The organism is Dysgonomonas sp. PF1-14, assembly GCF_029892965.1.
In the GTDB taxonomy this organism is placed as follows: Bacteria; Bacteroidota; Bacteroidia; order Bacteroidales; family Dysgonomonadaceae; genus Dysgonomonas.
Genome location: NZ_JARXWN010000012.1, coordinates 85,960 through 99,508, shown reverse-complemented (window position 1 = coordinate 99,508; position 13,549 = coordinate 85,960). Strand labels below are relative to the sequence as shown.

General features: G+C 33.4%; 12 protein-coding genes. All 12 read left to right on the top strand.

Annotated features, from left to right (window positions below):
* The first annotated feature begins 24 nt into the window (after positions 1 to 24).
* Entirely contained in the window at positions 25 to 888 is an 864-nt protein-coding gene (locus tag M2448_RS14450) for a TssN family type VI secretion system protein (RefSeq protein WP_163305229.1), read from the top strand.
* A gap of 86 nt (positions 889 to 974) precedes the next feature.
* Positions 975 to 2,132, top strand: coding sequence for a hypothetical protein (locus M2448_RS14445; RefSeq protein WP_163305230.1), 1,158 nt, complete (start codon positions 975 to 977; stop codon positions 2,130 to 2,132).
* Between the two features lie 7 nt (positions 2,133 to 2,139).
* Positions 2,140 to 3,069, top strand: a complete 930-nt coding sequence (locus M2448_RS14440; protein WP_163305231.1) for a type VI secretion system baseplate subunit TssG — start codon at positions 2,140 to 2,142, stop codon at positions 3,067 to 3,069.
* 24 nt (positions 3,070 to 3,093) lie between these two features.
* On the top strand, positions 3,094 to 4,935 hold the full coding sequence (locus tag M2448_RS14435) for a phage baseplate assembly protein V (RefSeq protein ID WP_163305232.1): 1,842 nt from the start codon (positions 3,094 to 3,096) through the stop codon (positions 4,933 to 4,935).
* A gap of 5 nt (positions 4,936 to 4,940) precedes the next feature.
* Positions 4,941 to 6,329, top strand: a complete 1,389-nt coding sequence (locus M2448_RS14430; protein WP_163305234.1) for a hypothetical protein — start codon at positions 4,941 to 4,943, stop codon at positions 6,327 to 6,329.
* Positions 6,330 to 6,429: 100 nt separating this feature from the next.
* Positions 6,430 to 6,984 (top strand): hypothetical protein, encoded by a 555-nt coding sequence (locus M2448_RS14425; RefSeq protein WP_163305236.1) that lies wholly within the window; start codon positions 6,430 to 6,432, stop codon positions 6,982 to 6,984.
* Between the two features lie 437 nt (positions 6,985 to 7,421).
* Positions 7,422 to 8,084: a hypothetical protein gene (locus M2448_RS14420; RefSeq protein WP_163305238.1), complete on the top strand. Its 663-nt coding sequence runs from the start codon at positions 7,422 to 7,424 to the stop codon at positions 8,082 to 8,084.
* A 5-nt stretch (positions 8,085 to 8,089) separates the two neighbouring features.
* Positions 8,090 to 9,124, top strand: coding sequence for a DUF4280 domain-containing protein (locus M2448_RS14415; protein WP_163305240.1), 1,035 nt, complete (start codon positions 8,090 to 8,092; stop codon positions 9,122 to 9,124).
* Between the two features lie 181 nt (positions 9,125 to 9,305).
* Complete coding sequence (locus M2448_RS14410) at positions 9,306 to 10,343, top strand: hypothetical protein (RefSeq protein WP_163305242.1); 1,038 nt, start codon at positions 9,306 to 9,308, stop codon at positions 10,341 to 10,343.
* Between the two features lie 2 nt (positions 10,344 to 10,345).
* Positions 10,346 to 10,930, top strand: coding sequence for a hypothetical protein (locus tag M2448_RS14405; protein ID WP_163305244.1), 585 nt, complete (start codon positions 10,346 to 10,348; stop codon positions 10,928 to 10,930).
* 36 nt (positions 10,931 to 10,966) lie between these two features.
* Positions 10,967 to 11,509: a hypothetical protein gene (locus tag M2448_RS14400; protein WP_163305246.1), complete on the top strand. Its 543-nt coding sequence runs from the start codon at positions 10,967 to 10,969 to the stop codon at positions 11,507 to 11,509.
* 117 nt (positions 11,510 to 11,626) lie between these two features.
* Entirely contained in the window at positions 11,627 to 13,537 is a 1,911-nt protein-coding gene (locus M2448_RS14395; protein WP_163305248.1) for a hypothetical protein, read from the top strand.
* Positions 13,538 to 13,549: the final 12 nt, after the last annotated feature.

Sequence of the window (13,549 nt, the reverse complement as noted above, 5' to 3'; positions counted from 1 at the left end):
CCAAGAGGCTACAAAGCAGAGTATATGGAACTTGTTTTTGGAAAATTTGTATTATTGTATTTACTGATGCCCTTGATTGGATTGGTATTAGGTATTGTTATGGTTTTCATAGCTAAAAAAAACCAACTGATGGGCAATAAGAAAATGATATTTTACTTCCTCTTGTCCTGCCTGATATTGGCATTACCAGCCTTGTTGGGCTTTATCGATTATTGGTTTATGCCCTATGCCTATATCGGATTGGCGACATTGTTCCTGATTTTAGGTTATTTCAATCTGAGTATATTAGCTAAGATCATAGACGGGTTTAAAGAAAAACCCTATTATATTGAGTTCCTGCTTGTTTTTGTAGTAATGTTTGTTGGTGCGGCATTCTTCTCCTTGGTTTTCAATTTATGTAATGAATTACAATACGGATTATGGGCATGTACATGTCTTTTACCTTTCATTTTTCCATCTTTATTTTTAAAGGCTTATCAAACATATTTGGATATCCCGTTGGAAGTATATAGAACATGGTCATATAATGGAGAGGCTGGGGAAATGACAGAAGGGGACTTCGATTCGAATAAAATAATCGTCGTTGAACTGGAAATCTTTAAACAAATAGAAGATACAAAACCGTTAAATATCAAAGCGAAATCATCAGAGATAACACCCTTCGACCTTTGGTTTAAAACATTCATCAGTGATTATAACAAAAAATCGCCACAAAGCCCGATTGTATATAAAGATAAGTCGGGAGTTCATGGATGGATATTTTATGTCAACACCTCTATTTTAGGACGTAAAAGGTATATCGACCCAAGCTTGTCTTTTGTAAAGAACAAGATAAAAGAAAAAAATGTCATTATTGCAAAAAGAGTGCAACAAGAAGGAATGAATTAAAACCATATACTTTCTGATTCTTTTGTGTGCAAAGGTGGATTAATTATTATACAGAAAAATATATCATAAAAATAAACAACTTACGAATGAGCGATAACAAATATAATTTGGTAAACTGGCAGGAAAGCATGGATGTTAGTTATCTGCATCTAGAACAAACCGAAAATTACTTTACAGAACGTTTAAGTGATAATCTGGCAACACGTCTGACTTCTTTCAACTATGGTTTGTTACCATCATCCGACAGGAGGAAAGGCTCTTCCGAATTTGAGATCAGTGAGATTATTACCGGTAAAGTAGAGATTAAACTAAGAAGTTGCAATGCCATTACTGCTGGTGGTTATCGTATAGCTTACAATCCTGTACATACCGAATATCTGTCACATACACATTCCTTTGAAGAAGAGAAGGGGCAAGTTGGTTCAGAAACAAAATATTGGGATGTAATCCTTTCTATTAATCCCTTTGAGAGAATCCCGACAGGCATGCCGGATGAAAAGGAAACTCCACCCCGACATCCTGATGTGAGAGAGCAATACCAGCTTTCCATCACTCCGCAAGGACATACCAACTACGAACAACTGGGCAAATACCATCTCATAATTGGCCGTATCCGTAAATATGGAAATCGTTACGAAGTTGACACTAACTATATTCCAGCCTGTACAGGTATGTGTAGCCATCCTGATTTATTGAAATATTATGAGAATTTCGGTACACTTCTCAATGATATAGAACGTGCTTCAAACCTGATTCTTGCCAAAATCAGGAACCGGTCACAGAATTCGCCATTGGCATACCACATTGCTTCGATGTGTGAGAACATGATGCGATATATATCCACTATATTTTTCCGTTATCGCAATACGGGAAGAGATGCACTTCCTGTAGATATAGCCGATTATTTTTCAACGTTGGCACATACTTGCTTTATTAGTTTGAATTTCATCAACAAGATAGAACGCGAAGAATTACTGAAGTATTTCTACGAATGGAGCGATATTACTCCCGGTTCATTCGAAGAGTTACTGTCCAATACATTGAGTGTCCGTTACGATCACAATAATATCCGTATGGTTATGTTGCAAATCGAATCATTCTTACATGTGGTATCCGAACTTTGGCTTAGGTTGAGTACCTTAGAATATATTGGTCAACATAAAGAGAATATAGTCATCTCTGAACGTTCTTATCAACAAGAAACAAAGAAAAAGGAATCCGGAGGCTGGACAATTTTAGATTAAAGTAAAGATGAAAAAAAGTTTTGTAGATATAAATACTATCGGTACAAACTTCAGGGCAGAGGTGCTGGCTTCCAAACTGATTGAGTCTGGTAGCAACGCTGAGAAACTTCTGATTGTCCGTCATAGGGGAGATAGAAAAGAAGTGTCTAAAGATATTGATAAAGTAAAATATCAATATTCCGAATTCGACATGATGGAATACCTGTATATCTATACAAACAGGCACAGTATTTACGATTCGCTGCCCGAAGGACTGTTTCATCAAACCTCAAGTTATGGAAGAACCCGTTCTACGGAAAGTATCATTCATGAAATAAAAGAACAAAGAGGAAAAGAATTGTCGATACGTAAGTTCTTCCAGCCCTTTGAGATTGCTATAGATAAACTGCTTATTGATGCGCAGGCTTACGAACAAAAATATGACAAGGCTCATTTCTACCGTAACCTGACCGATATACTAAAAGATTATTGGAATATATTGAAGTATCTGACAACCGGACAGGCTCTATTATTTATAAAAATAATCCCGATTTTGGAACACACTTCTGCCGATTTTGACTTAATGGCTAAGATAATGACTGTTATCTTGGATTGTCCGATAGGTATTCGTCAGGGTGAAAAATCGAGAATGAAGATGGATACCCAGAATTGTGTAAAATTGAAGGATTGGAGACTGGGGATTAATTCTGTACTGGGAAACGATGTAGAGTATGCCCAGCCCGACTTAATAGTTAATGTTGGACCAGTAAGCCTTCAGCAGATGCGCTTGTTTGAGTCGGGATGCAATAACAATTTAATATTGAAAGAACTGATAAACCTGATGATACCTTTCAATCGCAACACCATTGTTAGGTATCAGACAAATAAATCTGAAACCAGATTCCGTTTGTCGGGCGAAGGTCACACGGCATATTTAGGCATTAATACAACTTTATAATCAACACCTTAAAAAAGAAAGAATATGGCACCATCAGCAAATTTACTGGACGAAAAGCTTATCACCAATGCGTTTGTGCATATAGAAGGTGAACAGCTGAATATTGTTTCACTTTACCTTGACCAAGAATTTGGGCAACATCACAAATTCAAGGTTGTATTGGATTATGACATCATCAAGGATAGTTTCATGGGGAATCCACTGGAACAGATTGGTATGATAGGTAAATCTCTTGACATTGATTTACAACAAGGTAGAAATAGCGGTGGAGCCTATGAGTTCAGGGGTATTATTGATAAGGTATATACCGAAGGCAGGGAAGGAAAACACGGATATCTGGTGATCGAAGGTTCAAGCCCAACCAATTTGTTGGAAAGGGGTAAACGTCTTGATATATTTTCCGAAATGAGTCTGCAACAAGTATTTGAGGAGGTAACATATGCGATAACCAACAAAGCTTTTTCCAAATATAACAAACCTGTTTACAATGTTCCTATTGACTTCCTGATGCAATATTACGAAAGCGACTGGGAGTTTTTGCAACGTCTGTCGGCCATATCCGGCGAAACGCTGTTCTATACAGGACGTGATCTTGTATTTGGGCAATATAAAGACTGGGCGGCAACAGAAGTTATGTACGACAGGGAGATTACCCATATACAATTTGGCTCACGATTGTTAGCCAACACTTTTACAAATTATCAGTATCTTCCAGGAATGGATGATACGATTACCCAGGAATCGCCTGCTACAATAGAAAACTCTAACGACCGCTTGAATATGGCGGCGCAAAGAGGGCAGGATTTGGTGAAGAAGCGCCCTGTCATTGTTCCTTCGGCATTGAGTGTGGAAGACAAAGGTGCTTTGGACGATATGGTGACAAGACGTAAAACGGAAACTGCTGCCCAAACAATCTATGTGACAGGCAGGGCAAAAACATGTGCTCCCCGTATAGGACGTTTGCTGACTATACTGATGCCGGATGGTATGTCCGAATCGGGCAGTCTGGGTACTTACCGCATTGTGAAAGCAAAGCACTCCATTGATGAAAATCATCGTTATCAATGTGAATTTGAAGCGATTCCTGCCAGTTTGAAGTTCTTCCCAACTCCTGAATTGAAAATGCCTGTGGTTAATTCACTGAGGGGAACGGTAATCAAGAATGATGATCCGGATGGTCTTGGTAGGGTAAGAGTGGAATTTCCTTTTGCAGAAGACAGACAAAGTGCTACTTGGATGCGTGTGATGACTCCAAGTGCCGGATCGAGCGATATTGTCAACAAAAACAGAGGAATGGTGTTCGTACCCGAAGAAGGTGATCAGGTAATGGTGGGTTTTGAATTTGGCGATCCTAACCGTCCGTTTGTAATGGGATCAATGTTTCATGGAAAAAATACGGAAGGGGGTGGAATCAATAATGCGATTAAAAGCATGATGTTCAGAAGTGGTATCAAATTCGTCTTCAACGATGATGAAGGTTCTGTGCATTTGGAAGATCCTAGCGGATCGACTTATGATTTTGACGGTAAAGGGAATATTGCTGTGAATGCAGTGAAAAATATGAATCTTACTGTGGGTGAGAATATGACAATAGATATAGGTGAGAATTTGGATGTTAGTGTGGGCAAAGATGCTACTTCAAATATTGGGGGAAATCAGAAAACGGATGTTGGAGAAACAATTGAAGTATCTGCAAATGAGAGAAAGGAGAATATTGATCAAAATGCGGATATTAATATTGGAGAGAAGTTAACGCTTATGGCAAATGAAGCAGATATGTTTGCTAATGGAGGAGATTTTGTTATAAAATGTTCAGGAAAGGCTCTATTACAAGGAGTAGAAGATGCAAGAATTAGTAAAGGTTAATAGTTATGGGAAATTTCACAAGTTTTGCATATGATACTGCGTTGATGGCTTCTGCCACACCGCCCCCCCCTCCAAAGAAAGCAATAGCAATGGTAGAGTTCAGACCGCTGCCTGGAACATCTTATAATGGAGAATTCGGATTTGACTGGTTCAGGGTTGGAGATAACGGGGAGAGATCTTTCAAGAACGCGACTACTAATATGTCGATTAGTCTTACCGGAGGAACTACAACTTCAACTACCACTGTTATTACTCCTATAGCAGATATTCAGAATGAATATAAGAAGATTACTGTACTAAAGGCAAATCCACCTGTCAATATTACAGATAGTACTTATTATGTTCCATATCTTAACCTATATACTAAAGGGAGAGCTAATACTGTGAAAAATGGTGAAAAGCCACCTTTTGAAGCAGAATTACAGATAAAAATTACAATAGATGAAGAACTGGAAAAAGTTGAATTTGAATACGACAAAAAATGGTTCTCCATATCTTTTAACGGAGTTGTACAGGATACTCTTCCCGAGACAATTTTAACACCTTGTCCGAAAAGGGATTCTTCAATAATAAAAATAAGTTGCTACAATGAAGAATATGATGGATTTTCTTCGAATAAAGAACTTCTTGCATGGGCATATCCGAAAGGAAGTGTTGATAAAATAGATAGAAAATTAGTAGGTAAGATTAGAATTGGAGCAAATGACAAAAATCATAGGAAATTCGAGAAAATGGTTTTTATAAGAGTTAAAACAGATATTGAAGGTATAGGGTTAGGAGGTAACAGTAACTCAGGCCCAAGAACTGATGAAGAAGTTTATTTAAGGAGAGCTTTATATCAATCACTGACCTTTATGGATACTGAGCTTTATACAGAAGAACTTGATCTTACAGATAATGATGATTTTAAAATTACAGGGAGTAATTTTGGTAAATTTATTTATGAAAGAGGTGTAACACCAATTGGGACAATGGATATAAATAAGACAACTGACAGATGGCTTTATGTAGATCATATTGATTTTTTTAGCACTCTACACGCACTATTTATTGCAAGACCAGGAAACTCAAAATATAATAACTATTTTACAGCATTTTATTTTGAAGAACTTACATACGATTCTTATATAACTACCACAGGTGGAGGGGCTAAAACTTTAGGACAAGTAGAAAATATAGGAGTTAAAAATGTGTGCATATTCAGAGATAGAAATGACTGGACACTGGCACATGAAGCATTACACGGATATGGTTTACATCATCCTTTTAGTAGCTCTAGTAAACTCTTATTTATAAAAGAAGCAACTGATAATATAATGGACTATGGTTCTGCTCATCGTCCCTTTACATGGGCTTGGCAATGGAAAATTGTAAATCCTAAATTGAAAATATAGTTCGAAATAAATGAGAGGCAAAATTATATTTATATTAATTGTGTGCTTTCTATATTGCAATGAAAGCATAGCTCAAAACACGAATTTAATACCGATAAAAATGGATAAATTTGATATAAAACTTTTTAAAGAAAATGAACATGCAAAAGTATATACCTATAAGAAAGGTAAAGAAACTATTTCATTGTTTGATCTGAGTGATGTATATAGAAAATCAATCTATTATGAAGATAATGCTTTTGAGGATCATATATCATATTTCAAAGAAGAATTGACAGTTTGTGGTATATATAGAAAATTATATAATATGTATATTGGCACAATCAAATATTATGACATAAATGGTAATTTAGAAAAGGAACGGAATATGGATGCTCCATTCCCTTACTCTATAGACGATGTACGTAACTGGATAAAGAAAAAGTATGATGTTGATATCTTCGAAAAAAAAGAGGGGTATATGATGAGCCGAAGCGAAACTCCTATTCCTCATTATATGCTTAAGTTTCTGACAAAAGACGGGAAATTCATCATGTATAGCATAAATGGTGTAAATGGTGAAATCATATTTCAGAATATTAATGGTGAAGAAAAAGAAGTTAACCCTGTCGATTGGGCAAAAGAGGCTGCTAAAAGGAAGGAGCAGAAAGAGTGATGTAAGGATCTTTATTCTCTGCTTATTACAATGAATCAAAACTGAAAACATAACCAGCAAAGCAAAAGACTATTTTACTTATTCGGATTAATACCTATTGAGTTGTAATATAGTTATTGCCCAACAGAAAACAGATTCAATATTAAACTATATGGGAAAATTTGATATAGAACAATTTGAAAAAACAGTATAGGAATATGTTATAGCAATAAAGAAGATGATAGAACTATCGATTGGGCAAAAGAAGCTACTAAAAAAGGCAGTAATAATTATATGAAATAATAATGTTTTATCTACAAACAAATACACTAAATAGAACACTTATAACTGAAGACGGGAAGGAGAACCGCGAAAGTTTCAGTTGTGTCAGATATATTAAGTTACATACTTTAACTAATAGATCTGAAAAAAAAGTATTTTATAACAAAGACTTAAAAATGCACTTTGAGTCATCAAATTTATATCGCAATTACGAAATTGAAATTGTAAAAGTATTCGTTGAATTTGAAGGAGATTTGAAGAAAGCACAAGATTTTCAAAGAAGATTAAACTATAAATATGATTGGATACAAGTTGAGATATGCAACAATGGTAAGATAACAAATATTGGGAATTTAGAAGATATTCGTTCTAACTGGTTATTATTGAGACAAAAACTACAGGATGATTATGCTGGAGCCTCTGTTAAAGATTGTTTAGATAAGTTATCAAATCAGTTTTTAGATGATGACTATTTCAATAACCTTTTTATTCGATATTATGAGTACGGGCTTTTATTCCCTACTATACCAGAAAAACATACAGATACCTGGCAAGATAAAAGAATAATATATCTGGATACTTTTACAGAATCTCAAATGATTGAAACTACAACTTTTTTTAGTGAGAATGATGAGTTTAAGACATACAATTTAAATATAACAAAAGAGGCTAATAACAATCATATAAATTTAATAAGTGCTAATGGACAATTAGAACGGATTAAAAAAGATAATTTAATTCAGAAATGTGATGTTAAAGTAAAATACTTTTATGATGAATCAATAATAAATGAATGGAATTTCGGTCTGGAACGAATTGTTGAACCAAATAATAATTAATTGATATGGGTATATTCGCAATAATAGCAATAGTAGCAGTTGCAGTAATTGCTATAGCTTTAATAATATCAGCTATAATAAATGAAAAATCGTCTAATGCAACATCGGAAAATGAAAAAGAAGACACATATAAAAAAGAGAAACAAGAAAGAGAATGGACTGACCCCAATGAAAATGCAAAATATGTTTGTCATGGCGGCAAAGTACAATGTCAATTTTGTAATGTACCAATATCTGAGATTATAGTTACATCTACCACAGTCTTGTTACAAGACAAACCTTGGGCTACAGTGAAAGATAAAAATGGTCTAGTAAATTTGAATTTCACAGGATTGTGTATGCATCCATCCCAGCAAAAGCCGATGTGTCCACCACCACCTTGTAAAGCTGTCATTAATTTGGGTGAATGGAAAAACTATTCCGAAACAAAAATTGATAATATGAATGCTCTTGTAGTTCAATCAACAATACCATGTATGATCAGCGGGCAAGATTTAAAAATTGTTCATAGTGGACAGAGAGCAGAACTAGGAGCAATAGAACCCAAAGCAAAATTGGTGCCTCGAATAATAGAATCTTACTGGATGAACGAAGATGATGAACGAATCGAAACAATAGAACCGAATAAAAGAGCTAGCCTTGTAATAAGAACCGAAGATTACAAGAAAAAAGATGAGTTAAAAATAACTCTTCCTATAAATGGAGAAGAAAGAGAATATGTTACTTCTGTAAATAGTGAAGGTATTGCAATATTAGAAAATATATTTGTCTATGAAGCCAATCACTTGAAAAAAGAACCTCGCATAATAGAAGCTTATTGGCGTAATGAAAATGGAGAAAAAATATCGGAAGTGTATGCGGATGAAAAAGCAGAACTATTTATAAGGACAGAGGGGTATAAAAAAGGAAGTAAGGTAACTGTGACAATAAAAAAAGAGAGTAATAAAGCATTTGAACTTGGCCAAGAAAAAGTAATACGAATGGCAGAAGTTAATAGTGAAGGTATTGCTATTATAAAAAAATATAAATCTTGGACGTGATTTAATATCATATTAATTGTCAAATAACAATCGTTCGTTAAATTTCATATGTAATTGATAATCAGATTATTGCAAAATGCAATTCCGTTCATATAAATGACTTATAATCAACATATTGTCATTTTTAAAATATTGAAAATTCAAAAATTTAACGGACCATTGAAATAAAATATAAGTAACTATGTGTCAAAACGAAAGAGAAAATATAAATGTTGTTGTAGAAGTTGAAAATGAAAATGGAATAATACAAGAACAAGATGCAGAACCTATTGTTGCCATCATAGTACATTATGATATATATTGGGATAGGAAGGGAAAAGAAATTTTGCGGATACGGAATGAGGAAAGAATAAATCGCACATTCATCGTACTTACAGATAAAGAGACTTCTGATTTATATAAAAATGAAGATGGCAGTGTTGCTGGAGTTCATGGAATTAATAAAAATGTGGCAGAAACAACAGAGAGGAATATTTTGAGTTTGAGAGATGTAGAACATAGAATAGCAATTCAGCGATTAACAAATGAATCAGCAAATATTATTCAAATTGAAAATATCGAAGTCTTACTCGAAATGCTGAAAGTTGCAAAAAATGATAACGGAAACGGAGGAACAGAAGATGCTCAAAATAGAGAATATGGAGGAATAATAGATCTTAATGGAAATTTTGAAAACACACAAGGAGATCCAAGTAATCCTGAAAATCAAGAATTTGCATTCATTCAATTTGTGTATATCCCTGGTAATATAAAGTGTACGTTTCATACACATCCAAGTGGGGAGATTAAAAGATATTATTACAATGGCTCTGAATTGACAAAAAATGAATATGAGGAACAAAAAAAGAAAATAAATATGGGTGCATCTTTTCAAGAAACAACAAGGAATTGGCAACAGCCTCCTTCACGTCCAGATATTCAAAATATTGCGACAACAAATTATGTGTTTGCGATGAATAATAAAAATGTATATGTATATGATAATTTGGGGGTAAGGGCTTATTTTAAACAGAATATTATAAGTGATTTTTTGAAAGATAAGCAGAAACAAGAAACTGAGGTTCTAAAAAATAGACAAAAGCAAGAAAAAGAAAGTGCAAGAAATTTATCCAAAAATCAAAAAGCTGAGATGGACAACAGACATAAATCAGACATGGATAATCTGAAAAGAAACCATTTAAGGGAAGAGCAAGCAACACCAATACCAGTAAATAATTAAAAATGAAAAAATACATATTGCTTTTTCTCATGGTCTTTATATTCCAAAAGGGAATAGGACAAATTCTAACGACAACGGTTGTTGCTAAAAATAAAAATTATATTTCTGTAATAACATCTATGGATCAAGATCCTGTGCAACAAAAGCAAAATGAAAAACTAATCCAATGTTGTATTAAATACATAAAAGAATATTATCCTAAAATATCCTATCCTATAATTATTATTTTTGATTCTGGTCGATTTAGTGATTTTAGGACAAAGATTTTATATGACAACTACAATGGAGATGCTCTATTTGAATCAGATGAAAGATTGGACCAGTTAAAAAAAACAGGTGTCATATCAGATCAAATAGGGATTAAAATATATATTAAGAATAAGGATATTGATACCCTTTTGACTTTGTTAGACTACGGAATCACTCATGAAAAGAAATTTAGAAAACAGTTTTGGAAAATAAGAAAACAGCAGAGAATAACTGTAGAAGACGAAAATAGTTTAATTGTAGAAGAAAACGAAGATGTTAATAGAATTTTAAGTAAATCTAAGCGGAAAATAAAAGAGTTTTTAAATAATGAAAGATAGTCATAAAGAAGAAAATTCTAAACATAATTTTATAGTATGAAAATGATGAAGCATATTATTTCATTAATATTTATAATACTAAGTAATACATCGAATATCTATGCAGATACAGGCAAAGAATATTTATATTCAATGAAATATGTAACATTTGAAATTGATGGTAATTGGTCTGATGAAGAAATAAAAGCCTCTAAAGATTACAAAAACGCTATAATATGTAATGATTTTATACTAGAGAATTACTCAAATATTAAATTCCCCATATTTTTAAAAACATGTTTTGAAATTGGAAAGGAACCTTGTTGTCGAATAAGTTATGACACATATATTGGGGGAGGAGCATTAAATATAAATATTAATTCTTATGAAAAAATGGTGAAAGAAAAAGGTATACTTTCAAAAATTGGGATTAATCTTTGGATTCATCTGTACGAATCTCCCGAAAATATATTAAAGCTTTTAGAACATGCAATAAAACAAGAACCGAAACTGAAAAAGACACATAAGGAATTAAGAAAGATAATAAAAACCAAAGGTTATCTAACTAGTAAGGAACAAGAATTATTGGATGTAGAATAGGCATACTTACTACAGCTATTATCTCAGCATCCAAGTAGTAAAGTCGAAACATTTTTGAAAAAATATAGAGAAGATTCTTTAAACGGAAACACACTTCACCATTAAAATATAATTATTATGAGTGATATAGAAACTGTAAGTGCAGATATAGAAGGAATAAATGAAACAATTTTTACTCCATTAACAGTAACTGAATCTATTTTACCTATTGTTAAGGTTGAATTGTCAACAAATAATATCCCCGATATTAATTCTAAAGCTAAACTAACCCACTATGAAGCGACTGATAGGAATATTCCTGCAAGAAATCCATATGTGGCTGAACCTGACCCTAACTATACACATTTAGGTAGCACAGAAAGATATTTTATTTCATTACTAAAATTAAGGGTCATTCCTGGATCAAATATAAATCTGACTTGTAGATTGACGAAGGGAAGTACTTCTATTGGGCGTACAGTATCTGTTAAGATGCAAACACCAATAAGAGGTTTTACAGTATCTCCTGCATCAACAGATAATATGATGAAAGATTCTACTTTTCCGATTACATTGGCTTTTGCTTCAAGATTGAGGGATATTGAATCGTCTTCTTTTGATCAACAATTTGATCATTGTCCTTTGATATTTACAGTAGAGGAAGATGGAGCAGAGGTGGAAGTCGGCAGGCTTAATTTGATATTGGATAATCGACCTCTTTTCTATTTGAATGCAGAACCAAAAGATTACAAAGGTGAATATGGATTCGATTACATAAAAAAAGAATACGTAGAACCAGAAAGAAGAGTGAATGGAACAAAAACACCAATATGTACTACGATACCTCAATTACAAGCGGTATATAATCCAACACATTTTTTTGATTATCAATATGATGCATATTTTTCGTCTTGGATAGCTTTAATGCCTCCAGCCCAAGGGCAGACAACAGGTACCAATTACAGATTAAAATTGACCAGAAAAGAGTTAGCAGGAGATTTTCCAAATAGGTTTAATTTGGAATTCAGATGTACAAACCCAAACATACAAATAAATGATCATGCATTAAATAACATAAATGCTCCATATCGTATACCATATAGTAATAACCTGGAGTTTAATATTCGATGTGCGGGAGTTATTGCGAGAAATGCAGGGGATGAGGTTGCTATAGATATATTTGCTGTTTTAGAAAACACGAATATACAACCATATCAGGTCGGACGTATATTGGTCTATCCTAATAATAATGTGAGAAATGTGGAAATCGTTCTTGTTCATGTTGTATTTAGTAATTCTTGTAACGGACAATTGAATAGTAAATATAAAAGGAACGGAAATGATAGCTTGCAAAATATATTGAACAATAAATCTCTAAATCAGCTTTTAGTTTCTTGTTCAACGAATAATGTTGCTACACCTCAAGTTATTGATTTAAGAAATACAGCCGATGGACAAAATATAATTACAACATATGGATTGAATAATCCTGATATAAGAGTTTATAGATATAAAGATACAGATGGGGTTACGGATAGATTTAGTACTACACCTCCTGCTAGCTTTGAAGATTATAAAGAAGGATTAGCAGGAAATACGATAATTGGTAATAATCTAAATAATTTTAGAAGTGCTTTAAATAGGTTAGTTATATCCCAAGGAATATTGACTCCTTCGCAGCAAACAGCATTTGATAATCAAAATCTTAAAATTATTATGTTGATTAATGTTAACGTCCAAGAGTCAGCAAGTACATCTGCTGCTGATAGATATAATAGTAGTTTTACATCAGGTGAAGCTTTTATTGGAGGGAATACGACCCCTATCTACTGTAAAAGGATTACAAACGAGACTAAATTTAATGAAACTGTGATTCACGAAATTGGACATTTACTAGGCTTAAATCATACTTTTTCCACTTCTCTTCAATTTTTACATGGATATACTGATTTTTTTATGGACTATGACTATGATAATAATACTTTTCAGCGTACTAGCTATAGAAAAACTCTATTTCTGAAGTCAGAATGGGATACAATTGCTAGATAAAATATCAAAAAG